We start from the raw sequence: 20,878 nt of genomic DNA, 5'->3' as shown, positions 1-20,878 counted from the left end.
TATCGCGTCCTTCAGAGGTAGCGCTGGAAGGTGAGCAATCGGTGGTGCAGTCGATTGGGCTGGCCATCGCGCCAGTTCCACAGGGCGGCGGGCGCACCGGTGGTGACCACCGATCCCGCGCGCGATCCGATATTGTAGCCGAAGCGATCACCCGGAGCCCAACCGGCGGGCAGCTTGATGAGGATGCGTCGTCCGTCCGTGGTGACATCCGATTGCGCCAGCGGCTTGAACGTCCAGCCGCCCGCCCCGTCCTGGGCCCAATATTCGAAGCCGTAAGGCATCCCGGCGCGGATCATGTGGGTGCCGGTGCTGGTCGGCACCTCGAACGCGATCGGCTCGCCGAGCGGCGTCTCGACATGCAGCGCCAAGTGCTGGCCGATCACCTCATGGCGAACGACGCGGAACCCTTGCGTACGGGGGCGCTGGCGGAAGGCGACATCGGCGACAAGCTCGGCGGTGTACTCGCCCTGCTCGCGCATGGTGAAAGGCTCGGAATGGATCCTGTTTTCCCGGAACGACCGGCTATAGCCGATATAGGCCCAGGGGCGACGGGCGATGGCGTCGGTGCCCTTGATGACGCGGCTGGCGACGTCGTTCTTTCGAAGCGACTCATCCTCGATATAGGCACTGTTCGCGCCGCCATAGGCATAGGAGGCGGCGAAGCCGCTGGCCTTCCACGCGGCCCACCCGGCCTGTTCGTGGTAATCGGACACTCCGGGGATCGAGACGACGAAGACGGGGTCGACCGACTGGCGGGTGATCGCCTTCACCGCGTCGCGAAGATTGTCGAGGTAGCGCCCATAGGCGTCCTGATAGGTCGCCTCCTGGGTCGCGTCCTCCATATGGCTGACGATCACGGTGGCGACGATCGCGAGCAGCCGCATGTCCCGCCAGGCGGTGTTGCAGATGGCGGCAAGCGCCCGCGCGCCCTTGTAGAAGCGGGTAGCGCAGTCGAAATGGCTATAGCGCCAGATTTCCGACAGCGGCTGTCCGGCGATCAGCATCCGATATTCCGCCGACGACTTGGGGATCGTGACGTTGCCCAGGACCGAAGTCGTTTCCATCACCCCGGCGAGGATTTGGGCCTCGCTGGGCCGGTCGAGGAAGTTGAGCGGCTGTCCGCCCTCGGCAAAGGCCTGGCTCAGCGCCCATGCCAAGTCGGGATAGAGGCGGCGCATCCGCAGCGCGAAGCCGCGCAGCTTCGACTCCGTACCCTGATAGGTCTCCCAGATGCCATATTGGGCCTGCCCATCGGGGGAGCCGATCTGAACCAGCCGATCCTGTGACGGATCGAAGCCGAATTGACTGAAGACCCTGGCGTCGGTGGTACGGGTGACGGTGGCTGCATCCAATTCACCGTTATAGCCGGTGGGATATTCCCCGAAGGGTGCGGGCTGGCGATGGAGCTGGCCATAATCGAGCGCATCGGCGCCGTTGGACTGACCGGCGGTCAGGGCGACGGCGATCGTGCGGTAACTGGTGGCTTTGCGGATATTGTCCATCCCCCGTGCCTGCCAGTCGCGAAAGTCGCTCTGGGGCGTGAAGAACCCGCGCGTCGCGTGAACGCCCCAGACCAGCGCGCCGGTCGCCTCATCCACCTCCCCGTCGACCAGGCCGTCCAGCTCCGCGGGGATCGCGAAGGGCCGCTTGCCCGATCGTCCGTCGAGCAGGGGAATGCGAACGCGACCGTCGCGCCCCACGCCCACGACCACCCGACCTGTGGCGTCGACCATCGTGCCCGGCGCAAAGTCGCCGGGGTCCACGTCGCGTCGGGCACCCAGCATCTGATCGGCGGCCTGCGTCGCCTGCATAGCGGCCGCCTCGGCCTTGACGACGGCGGGTGTGACGGCGGCATCGACGAGGCCGCCGATGGGTGCCTTGACGGTCCGCCCGCCTGCGTCGATCGCGGGCACCAGCTCGGTCCCGAGGGGATTGGCGAGGGTCGGCAGCTCGGAAATCTTGGCCATGATACGTCCTTACCAGCCGATGGCGATCCAGCGGATCGCGTCGATGCTGACGCTGTCCGCCGCTTGCTTTTGGATGAATGCGGTGAAGGTGGTCCGTGTCAGATCGCGCTCTTGCCCATAGCTGTCGCAGCGAATGTCACCGGCGGCATTTCGCACGATCGGCACCGCAATCAGGCAGGCATTGGGGAAGGGTGTGACGAAATTGATCGGGACGGCACCCTCGCCATGTGGCCCCGGCAGATAGCCGATCTTGCAATAGACGCCGGGGGCAAGCTGGAATTCGCCCGTCGTGCCGATGGATGCCGCCAGCGCCGCCAGCCCGGCCGGGGTGATCGCCACATCGCCGCGCGTGCCCGCCAACACCTCGGCTGCGCTGGCGGCGTCGACCGTCAGGGTGCGATTGGCGGTCAGATCGCCGCCTCCCTTGACCAGACCCGATCCGAAGATGGTGCGCGACGTGATTCCGGCCAGCGCTTGGGATACGGCATCGATCGCGGCGGCAATCATCGCCTTCACCACGGATCCAGTGGTCACACGGGTCGTATCGCCTGCATTCGCCTCGGCCAGCGTCGCCAGCTCGACCACCCCCTTGCGCTCTTCGGACCCCGGCGGGTTGAGGAAGTTGGTCGATCCGAAGGTGATGTTTTCCACGCCCGCGACCGGGAAGGCGATGTCGATCGCCAGCGCCAGCATCGCGCCGATCGACTTCTCGGCGATGGGCGTGGACTGGCCATAGACGGCGAACAGCGTTCCATCGGCGAGGAACAGGCCGAAGCCGCGAACCGTGTAGGTCGCCGCGTCGTCGTCGGTGATCGTCATATGGACGATGTTCTGCGCTTCGACCGAACCCGACACGGTCGCGAGCCGTTTGAATTCGCCAGGCAGCGCGGTGAGCGTGGGCGCGGCGACGAAGCCGCTGGCGGTCAAGCCGACCCGTGCGATGGTTAGGTCGATATCGTCGCCGCCTTGTGCGGCGGTGAAGCGGCCCAGCCCGGCGGTGGTCATGGTCAGTTTGAGCGCGGTCATAGGCGGGTGTCCAGAAAGGTGCCGTCGTTCGACTGGAGGGGCTCGCCATCCTCGGTCTGGAGGTAAGCGGCCCAATCGGGCGACTGGTCGATGACGACATCGGCATCGGCACGGGTGTAAGTGACCGCGCGGGCGACGCCGGTGATGCCGATCGCGCCCGCCACGGCAATTTCCTGGACCAGGCGCATATGTTCGCGCAGCGGCTTGACCCGCGCGATCTCGCGGATGATCGCATCGGCGAATGCCGCCGACGATCGGCGCCCGCCGGGGGCGGTGCCATCGGGCAGGACCATCGGCACGATCACGTCAAAGGTGTGGGCGGGGCGGTGCGGCGACGCCTGATGCCATTCGACCAGGCGGGCAAGCTGGTCGAAACGGGCGAGCACCATTTCAACCGAGGCGCGGGTGCCCTTGATCCGGTGTTGCGCGATCGACGCGGCGATCGTGGCGCGCTTGTCCGCCTCCGACCAGTCGGCGTCCCATGTATCCACCGACTCGCCCCAGGCCAGCCAGGGGAGCAGAAAAGCCGGTGCGGTCATCGGGTTGGCGACCACATCGGCCAGGGCGGCCGCGTCGATTTCGGCAGGCAGACACACGCCCGCCTCCAGTGCCCGTTCCAGACGGGTGGCATTGGGGGGGAGCAGGCTATTCATCATAGCCCGCATGGGTGACGGTGATGGCGATACAGCGGGCCGCCTGGGTGGCGTCACAGACGATCTCGGCAACCGGCGCGTCCAGCACGACGCGCTGGACCCCTTCGACGGTCAGCGCGGCGCACAGGCCAGACAGGGTGATATTGCGACCGAGCTTGCGGGAGCGGGCGAGATAAGCGTCGAGGCTGGCGCGGGCGGTGGCCACGACCAGGGCGGCATCGGGTCCGGCGAAGGTCCAGAGCCGTGCGGTCACCGTGAAGGGGATCAGAGTGGCAGTGGCGACGCTGACCAGGTCGCCGAGCGGCCGGATGGCGGGATCGGCGACGATCGCGCGCACCGCCGCCAGCAGATCCGCCGAGGCGGTGCCGTCACCTTGCCGCGACAGGACGGTGATCCGGACCTCGCCCGGCGCCGGGGACGTGGCGCTGGCGTCGAGCACCTGGGCGCTGGCGTCCTTGGCATGAGCGACATAGGCCAGCTCGGGCCCGGCCGCCGCGAATTTTTCGGGGCCCAGGACGATGCGGGCGCGAAAGCTCTCGTCATCCTCCATGACGGCGGGGATGCCGTTGGCGGGATTGGCCGGGGTCAGGGTCAGACGGGCGACGCCGATCGCGGCGCCGATATGGTCGAGCGTCGCGCCCGTCGCATAGGCGACCAGGCGCGATACCAGGCGCTCGTTGAAATCCTGCTGATCCAGGATCTGAACATAGGCGGCGACCTGAAGGACCTTCACCGCAGGGTCGCTGTCGACCGTCGCGTCGAAGCTGGGCAGGATCGCCTTCACCCGTGCGATCATGCGAGCCAGCGTCGCCTCATAATCGACCGGCGCCACGATGGTCGGGCGATCGAGACGCGACAGATCGACGGTGGTGGAGGGATTGGCGGCCATCGCCGCCCATGTCGATCGGGGTGCGATAGGGTGGCCAGCGTGTGCTTGTGTAGAATGGCCTTCTACACAAGCTTTAGCGGCTGGCGACGTGATCGAGCAGCATGTCGATCGCCAGCCCGCGTTCCCGCTCGGTCAGGCCGAGCAGCCCGCGCTGGGCATAGCGGATCTGGCGACCGCCCAGCTTCGGCGCATCCATCTTGCCGTCCTGGTGGATAGACGCAATCATGGAGGCGCGGCCGGTGAAGCCGATCCAGGCCTCGCTGTCCGTGGCACCGGAGCGCAGGAAGCGGCCGGAGCGCAGTTTGCGGAACATCGCCTGGCGGCGGATATTGCCGCGACGGCGAAGCTTTCCCGCCGCCTTATTCTGATCCTCGGGCTCGACGGGCAGGAAGCGGTCGACCTTGTCCCAGAAAAAGGAGCGGATCGCGCCCGCCTCAGCGTCGAAGCCGGTCAGGAGCGGTCCTTGGCGCACCCATGATTTCATGAAGACCAGGCGGGCATTGGCATCGCCCTTGGGGTACAGGAATTTCACCGCAAAATTGCCCGGCTTTAGCTCGCGGCGGGGACGGCGGGCGACATAGGCCGATCCGTCGGGATTGTGCTGCCGACCGATCCGCTCCGACTGGGTGGCGCGTAACGCGCGGGCCAACTTGCGGAGCAGGGACCGGCGCTCCGGCGCCGACAGGCTTTGCAGCAGATTGCCCGCCAGTTGCTCGATGGGGGCGAAATCCTCGCTCATCGGGCTGCGACGATCGCCGTCTCGCCTGCGGCCAGATCCTCGGCAAGGCCCTGCCAGAGCCGGGCATCCTCGGCGCCGGGGAAGATGTCGGGGGGCAGGGTGTCTGCAAGGTGTTCGATGGTGACGCCGCCTGCCACCCGCTGGACCGCCACCCGCTCGGTCAGGTCGATCGTGATCGACAGGTCCTGCTTGTCCTGGGCGAGCCATTCGCTTTCGAAGCCGAAGGGCTCGCTGTCCTGGCGCTGGAGCAGTTCAGGCTGATGCTCGGCGATCCAGGCGATGATCGGCACGATCACCGCATCCTGGTCGCCCGCATAATCCAGGAGCACCAGATTGACGCTGTAGCGATATTCGAAAGAGAGATTGCCCAGCCGCGCGCCGACCCGTCCGCGATCGACGAAGATCGCCAGCTTGGACGGATCGGCCGTCAGTGCGGGGACGGAGCGGACCAGCAGCGCGCGGAGGGCGTCGACCTTCTTCACAGGCCGTACTTCGCTTTCAGGGTGCCGATTATCGCATTGGCCTCCCGTTGTGCATAGAAGCGCATCCCCGCGTCCGTGGGGTGGACGCCATCCTGGCCAATATACTGTGCGTTCGCAGCCGTATCAGCGTAGACAGCGTAGCCCGCAGGGCTGATATCGACCCAGACGCAACGGGGGTCGCTTCCGATCGCCGCCAGGAAGCCGTCGCGACAGGCATCATATCGCGCCTGGGTCGGATTGGTCCCCGTCGTGCCGTTGTAGGCACGCTGCGGCCCCATCCCGATGATCAATGCGTTTGGCTGCTTTGCCATGGCCGCCTGCGTTGCGAGGCGAGTTTCCTCGCGCTCTTCGGCATCGGTCGGCTTGTTGGTATTGCCCGACTGCTCGTTGTCGTTGAGGCTGTTGCGGATGATGATCGCATCGCGCGCGCCGACAAGCGACACGTCGATATCACCGACCGCCGCGACGGTGGGGTTAACACGGTCGCGGTAGCCGCCCGCCGTGGCTCCACTTGTTCCTCGAAAGGCGGGCGATCCGAAAAGGTGTCCCGTACCGCCGGTCGAGGAAATCCAGGCGTTTTCGTCACCCAGATAGGCACCAAGCATCGAACCTACGCCGATCTTGACGCCGGTGTCCGCAATAGACTGGCCAGAGGGAGCGGAGAGCGTTCCGGCATACCAGCTGTCACCGATCAGGACGATGGAGGGCTTGCTGGGTCGTGCAGGCGGAAGGGTGAAATCATACCCACTTTCCGGTACGAACCCACGCCAGACATTAGACCCGGACTGAGCCACCTCAATAATGCGGTCAGCATAACTGCCGAGGTCGACCATGACGAAGACGTTCGTGCCCGTCGTGAAATCGAGCGAGCGACCGCGCTCCCGGACGCCGGTAGCCGGGTTGGTCAGGTACACGATGGCCTTCCCCGAACCGCTGCTGAAAAACTCGAACCTCTTCCCGGCATAGCGGAAGCGGACGCCATTCCCGAAGGTCGAGCCGCGCGTCCCGGTCGTGACGTTGCTGATACGCCCCTGACCGGTGCGCGTGTTGCCGCTGGAGATAGCCAGCAACCCAGCGATCTGCTCGAAGCGTGTCGCGTCCTGGACGTTGTACTTTCCGTCAGAGCCGAAGGTTATGCTTGGATCAAGCAGCGAATTTCCAGCCGACGCCCCCGGCGTCACGGTGATCGGGATGGCTGCCACCTGATCGATTGGAGTGATAGTGCCCGCAGTAGAAATGATCCGTTGCGCCCTCGCCAGGACAGCGGCCGGGAAAGTCGGGATCGGGGGCGGGACGAAGCCGGGAACCTGACCACCGCCGACCGCCTGGGTGCCGAGAAAGCGGACCATCAGGCGGGCACCCGCGACAGGCTGGCATAGCAGCCGATCGTGCCCGCGACGGTCACGCGGAGCACCGCATTGGCGGCAAGCGTGACGCCAGTCCCCGACCCGGCGTCGGACGCGCTTTTCGTCACCAGGGTCAGCCATGTATTCCCATCGGGACCGAGCACCTGAAGCGTCACCGTCCCATAGGTCGCGCCAGTCTGTGCGAATACGTAATCCCCGCCCGCGACCTTCACTTGTCCGGCGGAGACATTGGCATTGACCAGCTGGAAAGCCTCGCCGGAGCGGTCGGCGGTACGCTCATAGATCGCGCGGCGCTGCATGATGGTAGATGCGGTCATGGTCACTCCTGTGCCGGGCAGCTGCCCGGCGCGATCCAATTGGTCAGGCGGTCGAGGCGATCGGCGTTGACGCCAGCGGCCCGCGCCAGGCCGATCAGGCCCTTGCGCCAGGCGGCGGGGATCTTCGCCATCAGCGCTGGATCCTCGGGGAGGGCGGGTGCGCGATCGGCGCAGGCGAGCAGCTCGGCGGGCGGGCGCGGCGGCTCGACCGCGACCGCCACCGGCGCGGGTGGGGTCAGATCAGCGCGGCGCGTGGCGCAGCCCGGCAAGGCCGTTAAGAGCAGCGATCCAGTCAGCGCGGACATGGTCGGTCGCATCAGCTTGGGCATTGGCATTCTCCATTTTCCGCTCGGCGGCCTGGGCACGGGCAAGGGCGGTGCGGGCTGCCTGGGCATCGGATGCGGACAGGGCATTGCCGCGCGCCATGGCGGCGGACAGCAGGCGTGCCGTCTCCCGATCGGTCGCTTCGCGATCGGCGCGCAGCTGGGCGGCGCGATCGGCACAGGCGGTGCCGGGGCCGCGCGGGTGCTTTTCGCGCCAGTCGACCCCGATCTTGGCGCAGACCAGTTCGGCGCGGCGGGTGACATCGTCACGATCCCGTTCGGCATGGCGGGCCTGGACGTAGAGCCAGGCGCCGACCGCGCCGACGATCAGCAGGATGATGAACGGCAGCTCGGTGCGCAGGCCACCCCAGAGTTTCCGAATCCAGATCATCGGGGGTCCTTTCCGGTCAGCATCATCGCCTCCAGCCGCTCGGCGCGGTCACCGACCTGGCGGTGCCAGAGCGATGCGCGCATCCCGGCGACCGCGCGCGGCCAATCGCCACGTTCGATCGCGGGCAAGGTATTGACGAAGGCGCGCAGGCCTACCCCTTTGCGGGTCCGGGTCGGCGGATAGCCAATGCCCAGATTGAAGCACATATTGAGCATCACCCGCTGGCGAACGGGATCCAGCTGGCGCCACCAGGGCATGTGGCGATCGAGATCCGCTTCCGTGCGGGCGATGTCATTGCCAAAAAGGGCATCGCTCTGGGCCTGGGTGATACCGCGTGCGAGGCAGCTCGCCACGGTGAGGCCCAGCGCGGCCGTCTCAGCGGGCGAGATCCCGACCGTGTCGAGGTTGCGGCCCTTGCCGATCGTACGGAAGCCTTGGGTGCAGCGGTAGACGGTCAGCTTGTCGCCTTCGTCACGCGCGATCTCGCGCGCCAGGCGGGCGCGGTCGTAAGTCATTTCGCTTCCTTTTTGCCCAGGACGCGGTCGACCAGCGTGAGGACGAGTGGCGTGCGCTCCACCAGTCCGGCGATCAGCGCCGGGGTGGCCTTGAACGCGGTCATGCCGACGACGAAGCCCACCGCCTGGAGCAGGTAATCGTCCCAGCCGGTCAGGCTATGGGCGAGATTGCGCGCGAAATAGCTGACGGTGATACCGACCATCATCTGGGTCACGCGTTTCGACCAGCTCAGGCCCTGCTCATAGACCAAGCTGACCGCCGCGCCCGCCGCACCGGGGACCAGGGTGATGAGAAAGGCGAGCAGCGCGTCGCCGACATCGTGGATGATTTTCTGCATAGGTCAGGTCCAAAGCTGGACGACATCGCGCTGCCGTGTGGCGGGCGGGGCGTCGGGAAGGGTCACGGGGGTGCCGATCGGCAGCACGGGCCCGAGCGCGGCGAGGCCGGGATTGAGGGCAAGCACGGCGGGCAGATCGTCGGGGCCGAGGCCGCGTGCGCGCCAGATCAGCGCGTCGAGCGTGTCACCGGCGCGGGCGCGCAGCTGGTCCATCAGATCAGGTCCACGGTCATGCGCCCGACGCCGAGGATTTCGCGCACGGCATGGACCGAGTCGCGCCTCAGCTCGGCGACGGTGGGATCGAGCTGGCTGGCCTCACGCTCGCCACGCCCGGTTAGGTCCACGTCGACGAAGCGCTCGACGATCTCAGCCTTGGCGGCGGTGAAGACGGCGCGGCGGTATAGGATCGCCAGTTCGGACTGGTCATCGATCCGCAGCGCTGGCACCTGATCGAGTGTGGCGAAGCCCGCCGTCACTTGGGTCAGCCGCCAATCCTCCAAGTCGCGACCCACCCGGATGATCGCCGAGATCAGCGCCTGGCGGACGCGGGCGTCAGTGATCGCATTGGCGTCGACGCGCTGCTCATCGCGGAAAAGCGCGGGGTCGATGGGCGGGAACCACCCGCCCGTGACGATCGGCGCGGGCGGGGTGACCACGGGCGCGGGATCGCCGGGCAGTACGGTAGGGATGAAGGTCGCGCTCATGCCGGTGCGCCGATGACCTGGGCGGCGAGCCCCGCGCCCACGATCGTCAGGGCGATGCCGATCGCGAAGACCAGCGCCCAGAGCGCGCAGCGTGCGTGGGTGCGGTGGATGGCGGGCAGGCCGATGGTGGCGGGGTCGAATTGACAGGCCAGCGCCAGCGCACCGGCCAGTGCCGCCCATGCTCCGAGCCCCTGGCAGATCGCGGCGATGAGGATCAGGAGGCTGGGCATGGGCGGGTCCTTCAGGAGATCCAGGGGTGGGGATCGGGTCCGTGGCGGCCCTCAGGTCCGAAGACCCCTCCCGCCACGCGCGATCCGCCCCCGGCGCCGGGGGGCGAGCTGGTCAGCGACGCGAGCGGAAGCTCGATCGATAGCTGGTGGTGGTGCGCGTGACCGAGCCACCGCCGAAAAGACCTCGGCGGGTGGTGGTCGTGACCGTCCGGGTGTGGATCGGCGCTTGATAGGCGGTGCGGGGATAGTAGGTGGCGGGCGCGTGATGGTGGATCACGGTCGGGCGAGCCGATCCGCCGGAAAGCTGCGATGCCAGCGCGGCACCCGCCAGGCCGCCGACCAGATAGTCCTTCACGTCGCCGCCCGAGCTGGCGACGGCCATGCAGGTCACGGCGTCCTTCGCGCCCGTGCATCGCTCCTGGGCGGTCGGGCCGCAGGCGGCGAGTGGCAGGGCGGCGAGGGAGGCGGCGCAGATCAGGGCGAGCTTGGAGAGGCGCATTGTCAGTCCGTTCTTTCGAGGATCAGGAATTGCCGCCCTGGGCAGCGGCCTTGAGGGCATCGATCACGCTGTCGGCCTTGCCGTCGGCGATCAGGTCGATCGGGCGGCTATCGGTCGCGGCGTCGACCGTCTGGAGCCAGATCGCGAAGTCCGCGTCCGATACGCCCAGGGCAAGCGCTTCGATGCGGATGCGATCCAGATCGGTCTGGAGCGCGTCAGGCGCGGTCTTGGCGATGACCTTTTCCAGCCGTTGGATGACGGTCTTGACGCCGATGCGCGGGTCGAGCGCGAAGGCCTGGCGCAGCGGCTCGATCGCCTGGGCGGCGGCCTGGGCGCGATCGGCGGTGCCCTCGGCGTGGATCTCGCTGGCGCGGATCAGCTCGGTGCCGATCGCCTTCAGCATCTTGGCGCGCGGCTGGTCGTGCATGTCGATGCCGTCGACCAGAGCCTCGACCTCTTGCAGCACGTCGAGCGGGAAGCTCTGGCCCGCATTCTGGGCGCGCAGCGCCGCCTCGGCGACTTCCTCCAGGATGAGGGTGGCGGCGTCGCGCTCGTAGCGGGCGGGAAGGGGTACGTCGTGGCGCAGGACATGGGCGGCCAGGCGCAGGACCAGCGGCCAATTGTCGGTGTCGATCGCCCAGACCATGACGGTCGGCAGGACCTCGATCGCGGGCGAGGCCGCGATCTGGCCGCGCTCGACGGCTTCCCCGGCGGCCAGCTCGCCATCGATCCAGGCGCGATATTCGGGGATCATCTCGCGCTTGGCGGCGATCTTCAGCGGGCGGGACTTGATGTCCTTCAGGCGGCGCAGGTCGTGGGTCAGGCGCAAGCTGATCTGCTTGGCTGCAATTTCGATGGCCGGGGTGTAGAGGGGCTGTTCTTCGCGGTGCAGGGCGGGGGTGAGCCCGCCACCAGCAGGAGCGGACGCACTGGCGGCAGCGATAAGCGACAACACATGGTCGCGGGTCTGACGAGCGAGGCTCATTTGCGTGTCCTGGGTGACGGGCTACAGGGTGACAGCGAGCGGCCGCTTAGGCCTTCTTGCTCTGCTGAATATTCTCGATGAGGACGGCGCAGCCGTAATCCTCGACGACATAGGACTCGTTGACCGACTGATAGTCGGCGACCTGGTCGTATTCCGGCTCTTCGCGGATGGTGCGTCGGCGGGAACCGTTCTGGACATAGATCGACAGATTATCGAGCTTCGTCACGAGGATGGCATTGGCGGGGAAGAAGGGCACGAGCACGGCCGTCTTGCCGCCGACCTGCTTCGGCAGCGTCAGGATGCGATTGCGCGCCTCCATCTCGGTCGCCTTGTCGCCCGCCGCATTGATGACATTGAGGAAGCGGTCGGACACCAGATCGCGACCGACGATCACGACCAGGTCGGTATCGTCGCGATGCCATTCATCCATGACCTCGATCGCGTCGGTGACCAGCGCGTCGATATTGACGAAATCGACATCGGTGCCGGGCGTGCCCTGGGCGACGTAGATTTTGCCCGCGACCGTGACGCGGCCGGTCGTGGCATCGCGGGTGGCCGGGGTCAGGGCACCGCCCGCCATGTGGCGCGCAGGCGCGTAATAGCGGATCTTGTAGAGCCAGCCGAAATTGACGTCCTGAAGCAGCGGGAAGGCGACGATGTCGGTGGTGTCGGCGCGGGCGACGCCGTTCCAGCCGATCATGATGCGGTCGCGGCCCTGCTGGGCGACGATCGTGTTGCGATAGAGGGTCTGGAACTCGGGCTTGTGCGCCCACATGTCCAACTTGCCGTACTTGATCGCCGTGTCCGAGTTGGTCTGGGCGCAGAAGTAGCGACCCCGGTCGCTGGTGTCGGTGGGGTCGATGGGCTTGCGGCGCACGCCGGTGGCGGCATTGGTCAGGGTGCGGCTGGCGATCGGGCGGGTGACGCCCATGCCGACCTTCGCACCTTCCTGCGCATCCACGGGGATGATATTGATCTTGCCGAGGAATTCGCTCGACTGCTGGATCACCTCCTCCAGCTTCTGCTCGACGGCGGGAGCGACCGAGAATTGCTTTTCGCCGCGCACGACATCGGACTCGACGCCATTGATGGTGGCGATCTGGCCGAGCATCGCATTGAAGGCGGTGCGGGTATTATTCTTCATGGTAGGGGGCGGTCCTGTGCTTGCGGGCGGGGGCGGGCGGGGCCGATCAGCAGTCGGTGAGGACGGCGGTGCTGCCTCCGGTGGCGGGCGGGCGGCTGAAGGTGTCGACCGGGGCCTTTTCCAGCTTCGCCTGGAGTGCCGAGAAATCCTCGGCCAGCTTGGCATGGGCGTCGGTGACCGGCTTCATGGCTGCGGCGATCGACTGGGCGACGGTCTTGCCGACCTCGGTGGCGAAATTGCCCGCGTCGAAGGCATTGTCGTTCGCGGGCTGGGGCTTCGGCTTCGGCTCTTCCTTGGGCTTTTCCTCTACGGGGCGGCCGAATTTCGACGCCAGCGTATTGAAGAAATTGGCGATGGCGCCGTCGGGCTTGGTGACGTCGATCGGCGCGGCGTCGAATTCCAGGGCGACCGCCTCGGCGCCGTGCGCGTGGAAGGTGCCCGGCGCCGAGCGCGAAAATTGCAGGCGCTGGGTCGCGATCGAGGCGGGATTGTCGGTGAAGGCCAGCCCGACGATGCCCGTCTTGCCACAGCCCGCATAGGACGGGGTCAGCTCGACCGAGGGATAGGGCTTCTGGTCGGTCGCGGCGAGATTGAGCAGCTGGTCATTGGCGTCGACCTGGACATAGAGAGCGCGGCGCTTTTCGGTCTTGCCCGCGACCGTGATGTCATCGTCCTGTGCCTTCACCGCATAGACGTCGCCATAGCCGTTGAAGGGCGGCTCGGGGCTGTAGCCCGCGATATGCTCGACATTGATGCGTGGGCTGTAGGTGTCGCGGTTGAAGGTGGCGACGATCTCATCGATCATGGCGGCGGTGATGGTGCGGCCGTCGCTGATCGTGTTGCCTTCGACGAAGGCGCGGAAAAATTTGCTCTTGGTGCCCATCGCTGTAGCGATCCCTGATTGGCGCCCTGGACGGGCCGATTTGCAGGCCAGAACAGGGGCTAAGGGCCGCTTGGGCGCAACGCGGTGCTTGTGTAGAACAGCGTTCTACACAAGCGGGACGGCGCGGGCGGCGGGGGGCGGTGGCTACCGTCCCTGGCGATGGACAAGCTCCCGCCCGATCATGACATGCCGCTGCCCGCGTCGACGATGCCGATCCCGGTCGACGCGAAGCGCCAGGCGCGCAGCCTGTATTGGCGTGGGTGGGGCGTCACCCAGGTCGCCAACGAGCTGGGGCTGAAGCGGGCGACGGTCGAAAGCTGGAAGCAGCGCGATCGATGGGACGAGGCGCCGTCGCTGTCCAAGATCGAGGACGCGCTGGAATGCCGCCTCAACACGCTGATCGCCAAGGACAATAAGACAGGCGGCGATTTCAAGGAAATCGACCTGCTGATGCGCCAGGTCGTGGCGGGTGCGCGTGTCCGGCGATATCAGGCGCCGGGCGGGCATGAGGGCGACCTGAACGAGAAGGTCGCCAATCGCAATGCGGGCGAGCGCAAGGACAGGGCCCCGGCCAATCACTTCACCGCCGATCAGATCGCGCGGCTGGAGGAAATCTTCCACGAAGAGAATTTCGAATATAATGAGTTGTGGTGGGAGAACAGGCACCAGCGCACGCGCATGGTGCTCAAGTCGCGCCAGATCGGTGCGACCTTCTATTTCGCGCGCGAAGCACTGCTCGACGCGTTAAAGGGCGGTGGCAACCAGATATTCCTGTCCGCGTCAAAAAATCAGGCGCATGTCTTCAAGAATTACATCATCGAATTTGCGGCGCGGGTCGGCGTCAAGCTGAAGGGCGATCCGATCGTCGTCTCGGCCGAGGGTCTGCCCGAGGATAAGCCGACCGCCAAGCTGATCTTCCTGGGCACCAATGCGCGCACCGCGCAGGGGTATACCGGCAATTTCTATTTCGACGAATTTTTCTGGACGTTCGGGTTCGAGGAGCTGAACAAGGTCGCCAAGGCGATGGCCAGCCACAAGCATTGGCGGAAGACGTATCTGTCGACCCCGTCGACGGTGGCGCACCAGGCCTATTCGCTGTGGACCGGCGCGGCCTATAACCGGCGCCGGAAAAAGGCGGACCAAGTCGCGATCGATGTCAGCTATGACGCGCTGAAGGCGGGGCAGCTCGGCGCCGATCGGATCTGGCGCCACATGCTGACGCTGGAGGATGCGGCCGCGCAGGGGTGCGACCTTTTCGACCTGGCCGAGGTGCGGGACGAAAATGCGCCCGACGAATATGCCAATCTGTACGGGTGCCAATTCGTCGACGACTCCTTGAGCGCCTTCAAATTCAATGAGCTACAGCGCTGCACGGTCGATGCCGATGTCGACTGGCGCGATATCAATCTGCTCGCCGATCGGCCGGTCGGCGAGCGGGAGGTCTGGGCGGGCTATGATCCGCAGGAAAGCACGGACGGCGACAATGCCGCTCTGGTCATCGCCCTGCCCCCGGACGGGCCGAATGAAAAATTCCGCCTGATCGAAAAGCACCAACTGCGCGGCGCGGACTTCCAGGAGCAGGTCGAATTCATCCTGGCCCGCCTGAAGCGCTACAATTGCACCTATGTCGGGGTCGACGCCTCGGGCGTCGGTGCTGGCGTCTATCAGATCCTGAAGGATCGGCATCGCGGCGTCGTCAAGATCCAGTATTCGCTGGAGAGCAAGACGCAGATGGTCATGAAGGCGCAGCACACGATCTCGCGCGGTCGCGTCGAATTCGACGGCGGGTGGACCGACCTGCAATCCGCATTCCTGTCGATCAAAAAGGCGCTGACCCAGTCTGGCAAGGCGATCACCTTCAAGGCCAGCCGCGCCGACGATACCGGCCATGCCGACATGGCGTGGGCGGCGATGCATATTTTCATCAATGAGCCGCTCGACGGTCAGACCCGACCCAAGACGCGCATGGAGATCCTCGGTGACGAAGAAGACCAAGATCCGTCGCATGACGTCGGCGGAGAAGATTTCGACGGCGAATATGGCTATCTCCGACGGCACGAACGGGCAGGCGGTCGCCGATCGGGCGGGCATGGATGCCTTTACCTTCGGGGACCCGGAGTCGGTGCTCGACCGGCGCACCCTGCTCGATACGGTCATGCAGGTGTATCGCAACGACCGCTGGTACGAACCGCCCATCTCCCGCGACGGCTTGGCGCGGTCGTTCAATGCGTCGCCGCACCACAGCAGCGCCATCCTGCTCAAGCGCAATATCGTCGTCAGCGAGCTTAGGGCGTCGCCCTATCTGGCCAGCGCGGTGGCCGAGCGGGCGATCCAGGACTTTCTGGTCTTCGGCGAATGCTATCTGTTGAAGATCGTCAATCGCTTCGGTGGCCTGGTGCGGCTCGACTATCTTCCCGCCAAATATATGCGGCGCGGGGTCGTGCCTGGCGTCTTCTGGTATGTGCCGGGCGGTGCGCCGGAGGTTGAGTATCCGGCCGGGGCGGTGGTGCAGATCATGCAGCCCGACATCAACCAGGAGATCTATGGGTCGCCGGAATATCTCTCGGCGATCCAGTCGGCGCTGCTGAATGAAGCCGCGACGCTATTCCGGCGTCGCTATTACCTCAATGGGAGCCACGCCGGATATATCCTCTATGCCACCGGCGATATCGACGAGCGGGACACGACGAAGCTGCGCGCCGCCCTCCGCGCGTCGAAGGGGCCCGGCAATTTCCGCAACCTCTTCGTCCACGCTCCGGCCGGGAAAGAGGGGAGCCTAAAGATTATCCCCGTCGCCGAGCAGGGGGCGAAGGACGTCTTCCTGGAAATCAAGAATGCGACGCGGGATGATGTCCTGGCGGCGCACCGGGTGCCGCCTCAGCTCCTGGGTATCGTGCCCGCCCAGGGCTCGGCTTTTGGCAATCCCCGCGACGCCACGGGGATGTTCTGGATGCTGGAGATCATCCCGCTGCTGTCACGCTTCCTGCGCATCAACGAGGTGGTCGGCGCGCTGGCGGTCCAGCCGAGGCAGGCGATCGAGGATATGCCGATACAGCTGTTGGCGGCACCGGCGGCCTGATCGGTACGCCTGGCTAACATAGGTCGGGCGCGCATCGGCACGTCGCCGATTGGAACATAATAAGAACACTGATATTATCTACCTCTGTCGAGTCGATGGAGGTGATGATGCTCGCTGAGTATGGACAGGCCCAGGAGCCCTTTGGCGCCTGGCTAATGGCGCAAAAGGATCGCGGCGACTGGATCGACCCGATCGCGGCGGCCGCGCGCGCTGATCGCGGCTTTCCTCGCACTGGGACGCCGGACCAGGTCCGCCAGCGCCTGCGCGACATGGGAGCCGATGGCGATGCCTTCGCGGCGCTCGATGATGCGGAGCTTGATTGGATGTCGTTCTAATGGACCGGGTGTCGCGCGATCACCTGCGCCTTACGCTGCGCATAGCGCTTGGGCTGTATAAGCGGACCGAAAAGAAGAGGTTCGGGATCGAGGTCGACACGCAACTCGATCGGATGGTCGAGGACATATTGACGCGCGTCATGGGCACACCGTTCAACGAGGCGGTGATCCTTCGGCCTAGTGCGATTCGGGACCGCATAGGCAACCGAGAGGGGCGCTGGGGTCAGGACGAACCTCACTTGTTCGACGTGCTGCCACCCGGCACAATCAAAGAAATCGTATAACAAATCCGGGCAATATTGTTTCAAAATCATTGTAATTTTATTATATGTAATAATATTACACAAAATCGCTCGAAAAAGTCGCGACCCCGATTTCCGCGCAAGACCCCCCGCCTCGCCCGCCTGCTTTTTTGGTCGCTTTTGATGCATTGTCGAGATTTGATGCAGCTCGGTTTTCCGGGGCGTACAGAGGCGAAAAGAGGCATCAGGGCGTGATGCATCCTGATGCACCCAGATGCGCTAGGCGGGCGTCCTGTGGGAAGAGCGTGCAAAAGCCGCTTGCTGCTCCCCAGGCAGCACCGCGTCGGCATAGCCGACGCTCCCATCCGCCAGGGCTTGGCGATCGGGTACGGTAAAATCCGGTCGGTTTAGGAGAAGGGTTGCCATCTAACTGCGCAACGCGAAGCGTTTCCTTTTTATATTAAATCTTCCACCGGGTAGCGGGCAAATTATGTCTTTGCGCTAGGTATGACAACATCGCGGCGATCGAGCCCATCGCGGACCCCGGCGAGGGCGGCCGAGAGGGCGGGGTCAGTGGGCCAGGAGGGCTTGGCGATGCCCGTGGCAGCGCGGAGCTTCTTCAGGCCGATCGTCAACAGATTCTGGAATGCGCCCTTGGCCTCCTGGACGAGCTTCTCGCCCCAGGCGAAATAATAGGCGTTGGAGGTCTGCTCCAGCTGCGGACCGGCCTGCCCCTCGGAGCCCTCCTTGGTCTTGGTGCGGCGCACCCAGCAGAGGAAGCCGAAATCGCGAAGCCGCGCCAGCGCTGCCTTTACATAGCCCTCGCTCTTACCGACCGCGTCGACGATGGTGTCGATCCGGGGGAAAAGCTCGCCGGTCATGTGATTGAAGCGATCGAGCATATAGGCGAGGACCGCGCGATCGTCGCCGTGCAACCGCTTGCGTGGATCGATCACGTCGTCGCGCTTTCCTGCACGGCGATCGGCACGCTCCTGGCGCAGCTGGAGACAGTGCGCCTTGTACAGCTTGTCGAAGGCGCCGAGCGCTGCGCCCTTGAAGACATTCCACTTCCGCCTGTCGCCATCGCCGTGTCGGCGCCAAGGCTTTGCTTGGCGGCTATCTTCGTGGAAGCTTCCCCGGCGCACCGGATCGGTCGCATCGCCTTCCTTGCGGTGGCCTGGCGTGGTCGAAAGAATGGAAGCGGCGAGATCCCCGAATCGCGCGGTCATGCGGCGTATCCGGTTGGAAGGCGGCTGCTAACCCATTGATTTTGCACGGGTGGTTTTTCCCTGATTTGGGAAAAAAGCCGAGTTTATTCAACGCCTTCTTGGGGAATCATAATCCGCGTGTCGGGGGTTCAAGTCCCTCCTTCGCTACCACCCGGTGTATTTTCCCCTATTATGATAGTGGCCCCCGTCGCCCCGCAATCGTCCGATTTGCGCGCGGATGGGAGGCTTTACGCCTCGCGTCGCATACGCCTTGGCGCGATCTTTCCGTCAGGAAAATGATCTGGATTGATCACATTTCGTGGATTCGGCCCCTGGCCCGCATGGCATATCGCTCCCGACTCCTATATCCTCCCACCTGTTTGGAGAGGGACAAGGCCTGGGGGCCCGGGGCGTGTGCTGCGCCTTAACCTCTCCTTTCCCTCTGCCGAATAGGTCTGCGTCACGATTTCCCAGGGGAGCGTTGGTCAAAGATCGTGAATGCCGCTGTCTACGCCTTGATAGCCAATAGCTGCATGGCGGCGCTTTTCGTCGTGACCTACGGCGTGATCGCGCTGTCCTATGCGCGGCAGCGGGCGACGGTCTGGTTCATGGTCAGTTACCTGTTCGGGTTCCTGACGCCCATCTGCCACCTGTTGGTTCTCTATACCGATCAGGTCGCGCTATTTTCGATCCTTGGCTACGGCGTATTCCTGGGCGGCATCCTGATGATGGCGGTGGGTATCCAGGCCTTTGTCGGACATCGGCCGCCCTGGCGGTTTGCGCTGTTGCTATGGGGCGCCGGGATGGCGCTGCGGCTGGCGATCTGGGGCGGACCGCGCAACACCATGCCCTATGAGCTGCTGTTCCAGCTTCCCTTCGCCATCGGCTCCGCGGTGGTCATGCTGGCGGCGTGCCGGATCGAGCAGACCGGGCCAATCCGCGCCATGCTGATCGGCATATTCGGGGCCATCGGCGCGCATTTCCTGATCAAGCCGTTCCTGGTCCTGTCGCTGGGGTCGGGGGCCACGCCCAAGGTCTATCTGGGCAGTGTCTATGCCGCCATCTCGCAGATTTCGACCGGCGTGCTGCTGGTCGGGGCGGGCCTGTGCCTGCTGCTGCTGGTGATCCAGAAGGCGCTGGAGGAGACCATTCTCGATGCCGAGACCGATCCGCTGACCGGCCTTGCCAACCGGCGGGGGCTGCACCGCGTCGGGCCGCGCATGATGGCCGAGGCGATGCTGCGTGGAGAGGGGTTGCACGCCCTGGTCCTGGACCTCGATCACTTCAAGGCGATCAACGACCGTCATGGCCATGCGATGGGCGACACGGTGCTGGTCGCCTTCGCCCGTGTCCTGCGGGATATTGCCGCGCGCGACATGCTGGCGGTGCGTATGGGTGGCGAGGAATTCGCCATCCTCATCCCCGACGCTCACAGCAACGGAACGGACAATCGCGCGATGCGGCTGGGCGATGCGCTTCGCGACGCCCTCCACCTCTTCGCCGCACAGGGGCTGCCCGCTCTCACGGTCAGCGGTGGCATCGTGCATCACCGGGCAGGCGAGACGCTGGAGGGCATGATCGCCCGCGGCGACCAACTCGCCTACCGCGCCAAGCGGGCCGGGCGTGACCGGATCTTACAGGAGCCCATCGACCGCTCCGCCGAGCGCGAAGGCATCGACTGGACAGAGATGCCGAGGCTCGCCACGGGCTGATCCGTCAGGCGAAACAGCCGTGCGGATCGTGCGCGACCAGCATCGCATCGGGTCGGGCGAGCGCGATCAGGCTCAGACCATGCGCGCGGGCATGATCGATTGCCAAGCTCGTCGGCGCGGATATTCCGACCAGCAGGCCGACCCCGGCCACCAGCGCCTTGTCGACCATTTCATAGCTGATCCGCGAGGTGACGAGGATGAAGTCGGGGCGCAGCGCCGCCTCGCGCGCCAGCGTGCCGACCAGCTTGTCGAGGGCATTGTGCCGCCCGACATCCTCCGCCGCCGCCAGCACCATACCGACCCCGTCGCAGGCGATGGCGGCATGAACCGCGCCCGTCCGGGCATTGAGCGGCTGATGCGCCCGAATCGTGCCCAGCGTCCGGAACAGAGCCTCGACGCCCACCTGGGGTCGGGGAGGGCGCTTGGTGACGGGACGGGCGATCTGCTCCAGCCCCGACAGCCCGCATAGCCCGCAACTGGTGTCGCTGGTGCGGTGGCGGACCCGGTCCTGCATCCGCCCGCGCAGATGCTCGGCCAGCGTCACGCGAACGATCCAGCCGCTCTCCGCCGCAAAGGGTTCGATGGCCAGAATGTCGCCGGGCGCGTCGACCAGCCTTTCGGTCAGGAGGAAGCCGGTGGCGAAATCCTCCAGCCGCTCGGGCGTCATCATCATCACCGCATAGCCGAACCCGTCCACTTCGATCGCGACCGGGCACTCGACGGCAACCTCGCGTTCGATCGAAGCTGTGGCGCCATCCGAGGACAGGCGGATCAGCGTCAGCGGGCGAGCGGGATCATGGGTAACGCTCAACGAAGAACGCCCGATCCTGTCGCGGCCGAGGCCATTCCT

Annotated in this window: 26 protein-coding genes; 5 read left to right on the top strand and 21 right to left on the bottom strand. The window is 65.6% G+C overall.

From position 1 onward, the window contains the following. Nucleotides 1–11 precede the first annotated feature (11 nt). The 19 genes from KV697_RS05980 to KV697_RS05890 all read right to left on the bottom strand — a co-directional run bounded on the left by KV697_RS05980 (nt 12) and on the right by KV697_RS05890 (nt 13,452). Complete coding sequence (locus KV697_RS05980; protein ID WP_219020503.1) at nt 12–1,967, bottom strand: hypothetical protein; 1,956 nt, start codon at nt 1,965–1,967, stop codon at nt 12–14. Nucleotides 1,968–1,976: 9 nt separating this feature from the next. Continuing rightward, nucleotides 1,977–2,993: a gp53-like domain-containing protein gene (locus tag KV697_RS05975; protein WP_219020502.1), complete on the bottom strand. Its 1,017-nt coding sequence runs from the start codon at nt 2,991–2,993 to the stop codon at nt 1,977–1,979. Continuing rightward, nucleotides 2,990–3,646 (bottom strand): phage tail protein I, encoded by a 657-nt coding sequence (locus KV697_RS05970; RefSeq protein ID WP_257575643.1) that lies wholly within the window; start codon nt 3,644–3,646, stop codon nt 2,990–2,992. Before KV697_RS05970 ends, KV697_RS05975 begins: the two co-directional genes overlap by 4 nt. Beyond that, nucleotides 3,639–4,535 carry a baseplate assembly protein gene (locus KV697_RS05965; protein ID WP_219020500.1) on the bottom strand — a complete coding sequence of 299 codons (897 nt, stop codon included), beginning with the start codon at nt 4,533–4,535 and terminating at the stop codon, nt 3,639–3,641. The genes KV697_RS05970 and KV697_RS05965 overlap by 8 nt, the downstream gene beginning before the upstream one ends. Before the next feature lie 73 nt (nt 4,536–4,608). After that, complete coding sequence (locus KV697_RS05960; RefSeq protein ID WP_219020499.1) at nt 4,609–5,274, bottom strand: phage virion morphogenesis protein; 666 nt, start codon at nt 5,272–5,274, stop codon at nt 4,609–4,611. Then, the gene (locus KV697_RS05955) at nt 5,271–5,756 is read right to left on the bottom strand and encodes a phage tail protein (protein ID WP_219020498.1); all 486 of its coding nucleotides are present in this window, start codon (nt 5,754–5,756) and stop codon (nt 5,271–5,273) included. Before KV697_RS05955 ends, KV697_RS05960 begins: the two co-directional genes overlap by 4 nt. Continuing rightward, on the bottom strand, nt 5,753–7,105 hold the full coding sequence (locus KV697_RS05950; RefSeq protein ID WP_219020497.1) for an SGNH/GDSL hydrolase family protein: 1,353 nt from the start codon (nt 7,103–7,105) through the stop codon (nt 5,753–5,755). Before KV697_RS05950 ends, KV697_RS05955 begins: the two co-directional genes overlap by 4 nt. Continuing rightward, complete coding sequence (locus KV697_RS05945; RefSeq protein WP_219020496.1) at nt 7,105–7,440, bottom strand: hypothetical protein; 336 nt, start codon at nt 7,438–7,440, stop codon at nt 7,105–7,107. The genes KV697_RS05950 and KV697_RS05945 overlap by 1 nt, the downstream gene beginning before the upstream one ends. 2 nt (nt 7,441–7,442) lie before the next feature. Continuing rightward, nucleotides 7,443–7,709 carry a hypothetical protein gene (locus tag KV697_RS05940; protein WP_219020495.1) on the bottom strand — a complete coding sequence of 89 codons (267 nt, stop codon included), beginning with the start codon at nt 7,707–7,709 and terminating at the stop codon, nt 7,443–7,445. Further along, a complete protein-coding gene (locus KV697_RS05935) occupies nt 7,681–8,154 on the bottom strand; it encodes a hypothetical protein (protein WP_219020494.1) in 474 nt (157 codons plus the stop codon). Before KV697_RS05935 ends, KV697_RS05940 begins: the two co-directional genes overlap by 29 nt. Then, nucleotides 8,151–8,669, bottom strand: a complete 519-nt coding sequence (locus tag KV697_RS05930; protein WP_219020493.1) for a glycoside hydrolase family protein — start codon at nt 8,667–8,669, stop codon at nt 8,151–8,153. The genes KV697_RS05935 and KV697_RS05930 overlap by 4 nt, the downstream gene beginning before the upstream one ends. Beyond that, the gene (locus KV697_RS05925; protein ID WP_219020492.1) at nt 8,666–9,007 is read right to left on the bottom strand and encodes a hypothetical protein; all 342 of its coding nucleotides are present in this window, start codon (nt 9,005–9,007) and stop codon (nt 8,666–8,668) included. Before KV697_RS05925 ends, KV697_RS05930 begins: the two co-directional genes overlap by 4 nt. A gap of 3 nt (nt 9,008–9,010) precedes the next feature. Beyond that, nucleotides 9,011–9,220 carry a tail protein X gene (locus KV697_RS05920; protein WP_219020491.1) on the bottom strand — a complete coding sequence of 70 codons (210 nt, stop codon included), beginning with the start codon at nt 9,218–9,220 and terminating at the stop codon, nt 9,011–9,013. After that, nucleotides 9,220–9,711, bottom strand: coding sequence for a head completion/stabilization protein (locus KV697_RS05915; protein ID WP_219020490.1), 492 nt, complete (start codon nt 9,709–9,711; stop codon nt 9,220–9,222). Before KV697_RS05915 ends, KV697_RS05920 begins: the two co-directional genes overlap by 1 nt. Further along, nucleotides 9,708–9,941, bottom strand: coding sequence for a hypothetical protein (locus KV697_RS05910; protein WP_219020489.1), 234 nt, complete (start codon nt 9,939–9,941; stop codon nt 9,708–9,710). The genes KV697_RS05915 and KV697_RS05910 overlap by 4 nt, the downstream gene beginning before the upstream one ends. Nucleotides 9,942–10,053: 112 nt before the next feature. After that, nucleotides 10,054–10,440, bottom strand: a complete 387-nt coding sequence (locus KV697_RS05905) for a hypothetical protein (protein ID WP_219020488.1) — start codon at nt 10,438–10,440, stop codon at nt 10,054–10,056. A 22-nt stretch (nt 10,441–10,462) separates the two neighbouring features. Beyond that, on the bottom strand, nt 10,463–11,425 hold the full coding sequence (gpM, locus tag KV697_RS05900) for a phage terminase small subunit (RefSeq protein WP_219020487.1): 963 nt from the start codon (nt 11,423–11,425) through the stop codon (nt 10,463–10,465). A gap of 46 nt (nt 11,426–11,471) precedes the next feature. Further along, nucleotides 11,472–12,569, bottom strand: a complete 1,098-nt coding sequence (locus KV697_RS05895) for a phage major capsid protein, P2 family (RefSeq protein ID WP_219020486.1) — start codon at nt 12,567–12,569, stop codon at nt 11,472–11,474. Between the two features lie 46 nt (nt 12,570–12,615). Further along, nucleotides 12,616–13,452: a GPO family capsid scaffolding protein gene (locus KV697_RS05890; protein ID WP_219020485.1), complete on the bottom strand. Its 837-nt coding sequence runs from the start codon at nt 13,450–13,452 to the stop codon at nt 12,616–12,618. A 159-nt stretch (nt 13,453–13,611) separates the two neighbouring features. Between KV697_RS05890 and KV697_RS05885 the strand changes: the two genes are divergently transcribed. The 4 genes from KV697_RS05885 (at nt 13,612) to KV697_RS05870 (ending at nt 17,150) form a co-directional block, all read left to right on the top strand. Then, nucleotides 13,612–15,741, top strand: coding sequence for a terminase large subunit domain-containing protein (locus KV697_RS05885; protein WP_445190558.1), 2,130 nt, complete (start codon nt 13,612–13,614; stop codon nt 15,739–15,741). Beyond that, nucleotides 15,662–16,531, top strand: coding sequence for a phage portal protein (locus KV697_RS05880; protein ID WP_306822689.1), 870 nt, complete (start codon nt 15,662–15,664; stop codon nt 16,529–16,531). The genes KV697_RS05885 and KV697_RS05880 overlap by 80 nt, the downstream gene beginning before the upstream one ends. A gap of 95 nt (nt 16,532–16,626) precedes the next feature. Beyond that, nucleotides 16,627–16,866 carry a hypothetical protein gene (locus KV697_RS05875; RefSeq protein WP_257575641.1) on the top strand — a complete coding sequence of 80 codons (240 nt, stop codon included), beginning with the start codon at nt 16,627–16,629 and terminating at the stop codon, nt 16,864–16,866. Beyond that, on the top strand, nt 16,866–17,150 hold the full coding sequence (locus tag KV697_RS05870) for a hypothetical protein (RefSeq protein WP_219020483.1): 285 nt from the start codon (nt 16,866–16,868) through the stop codon (nt 17,148–17,150). Before KV697_RS05875 ends, KV697_RS05870 begins: the two co-directional genes overlap by 1 nt. A gap of 446 nt (nt 17,151–17,596) precedes the next feature. Here KV697_RS05870 and KV697_RS05865 read toward each other — a convergent pair whose 3' ends face one another. Further along, complete coding sequence (locus KV697_RS05865) at nt 17,597–18,337, bottom strand: helix-turn-helix domain-containing protein (protein ID WP_219020482.1); 741 nt, start codon at nt 18,335–18,337, stop codon at nt 17,597–17,599. A 512-nt stretch (nt 18,338–18,849) separates the two neighbouring features. Here KV697_RS05865 and KV697_RS05860 point away from each other — a divergent pair. Next, nucleotides 18,850–20,028: a GGDEF domain-containing protein gene (locus tag KV697_RS05860; protein ID WP_219020481.1), complete on the top strand. Its 1,179-nt coding sequence runs from the start codon at nt 18,850–18,852 to the stop codon at nt 20,026–20,028. Nucleotides 20,029–20,032: 4 nt separating this feature from the next. Here KV697_RS05860 and fdhD read toward each other — a convergent pair whose 3' ends face one another. Then, a complete protein-coding gene (gene fdhD / locus KV697_RS05855; protein ID WP_257575640.1) occupies nt 20,033–20,839 on the bottom strand; it encodes a formate dehydrogenase accessory sulfurtransferase FdhD in 807 nt (268 codons plus the stop codon). Between the last annotated feature and the right edge of the window lie 39 nt (nt 20,840–20,878).

Origin of the sequence: Sphingomonas sanguinis, from assembly GCF_019297835.1 — a bacterium.
Classification (GTDB): Bacteria; Pseudomonadota; Alphaproteobacteria; order Sphingomonadales; family Sphingomonadaceae; genus Sphingomonas; species Sphingomonas sanguinis_D.
The sequence above is the reverse complement of the archived record's forward strand: the minus strand, read 5'-3'. Positions and strand labels throughout refer to the sequence as shown.

Excerpts from the sequence above, each read along its gene's own strand:
- KV697_RS05980 (WP_219020503.1), bottom strand. The coding sequence starts at position 1,967 with ATGGCCAAGATTTCCGAGCTGCCGACCCTCGCCAATCCCCTCGGGACC.
- KV697_RS05975 (WP_219020502.1), bottom strand. The coding sequence starts at position 2,993 with ATGACCGCGCTCAAACTGACCATGACCACCGCCGGGCTGGGCCGCTTC.
- KV697_RS05970 (WP_257575643.1), bottom strand. The coding sequence starts at position 3,646 with ATGAATAGCCTGCTCCCCCCCAATGCCACCCGTCTGGAACGGGCACTG.
- KV697_RS05965 (WP_219020500.1), bottom strand. The coding sequence starts at position 4,535 with ATGGCCGCCAATCCCTCCACCACCGTCGATCTGTCGCGTCTCGATCGC.
- KV697_RS05960 (WP_219020499.1), bottom strand. The coding sequence starts at position 5,274 with ATGAGCGAGGATTTCGCCCCCATCGAGCAACTGGCGGGCAATCTGCTG.
- KV697_RS05950 (WP_219020497.1), bottom strand. The coding sequence starts at position 7,105 with ATGGTCCGCTTTCTCGGCACCCAGGCGGTCGGCGGTGGTCAGGTTCCC.
- KV697_RS05945 (WP_219020496.1), bottom strand. The coding sequence starts at position 7,440 with ATGACCGCATCTACCATCATGCAGCGCCGCGCGATCTATGAGCGTACC.
- KV697_RS05935 (WP_219020494.1), bottom strand. The coding sequence starts at position 8,154 with ATGATCTGGATTCGGAAACTCTGGGGTGGCCTGCGCACCGAGCTGCCG.
- KV697_RS05930 (WP_219020493.1), bottom strand. The coding sequence starts at position 8,669 with ATGACTTACGACCGCGCCCGCCTGGCGCGCGAGATCGCGCGTGACGAA.
- KV697_RS05925 (WP_219020492.1), bottom strand. The coding sequence starts at position 9,007 with ATGCAGAAAATCATCCACGATGTCGGCGACGCGCTGCTCGCCTTTCTC.
- KV697_RS05920 (WP_219020491.1), bottom strand. The coding sequence starts at position 9,220 with ATGGACCAGCTGCGCGCCCGCGCCGGTGACACGCTCGACGCGCTGATC.
- KV697_RS05915 (WP_219020490.1), bottom strand. The coding sequence starts at position 9,711 with ATGAGCGCGACCTTCATCCCTACCGTACTGCCCGGCGATCCCGCGCCC.
- KV697_RS05910 (WP_219020489.1), bottom strand. The coding sequence starts at position 9,941 with ATGCCCAGCCTCCTGATCCTCATCGCCGCGATCTGCCAGGGGCTCGGA.
- KV697_RS05905 (WP_219020488.1), bottom strand. The coding sequence starts at position 10,440 with ATGCGCCTCTCCAAGCTCGCCCTGATCTGCGCCGCCTCCCTCGCCGCC.
- gpM (WP_219020487.1), bottom strand. The coding sequence starts at position 11,425 with ATGAGCCTCGCTCGTCAGACCCGCGACCATGTGTTGTCGCTTATCGCT.
- KV697_RS05895 (WP_219020486.1), bottom strand. The coding sequence starts at position 12,569 with ATGAAGAATAATACCCGCACCGCCTTCAATGCGATGCTCGGCCAGATC.
- KV697_RS05890 (WP_219020485.1), bottom strand. The coding sequence starts at position 13,452 with ATGGGCACCAAGAGCAAATTTTTCCGCGCCTTCGTCGAAGGCAACACG.
- KV697_RS05885 (WP_445190558.1), top strand. The coding sequence starts at position 13,612 with ATGGACAAGCTCCCGCCCGATCATGACATGCCGCTGCCCGCGTCGACG.
- KV697_RS05875 (WP_257575641.1), top strand. The coding sequence starts at position 16,627 with ATGGAGGTGATGATGCTCGCTGAGTATGGACAGGCCCAGGAGCCCTTT.
- KV697_RS05870 (WP_219020483.1), top strand. The coding sequence starts at position 16,866 with ATGGACCGGGTGTCGCGCGATCACCTGCGCCTTACGCTGCGCATAGCG.
- KV697_RS05865 (WP_219020482.1), bottom strand. The coding sequence starts at position 18,337 with ATGACCGCGCGATTCGGGGATCTCGCCGCTTCCATTCTTTCGACCACG.
- KV697_RS05860 (WP_219020481.1), top strand. The coding sequence starts at position 18,850 with ATGGCGGCGCTTTTCGTCGTGACCTACGGCGTGATCGCGCTGTCCTAT.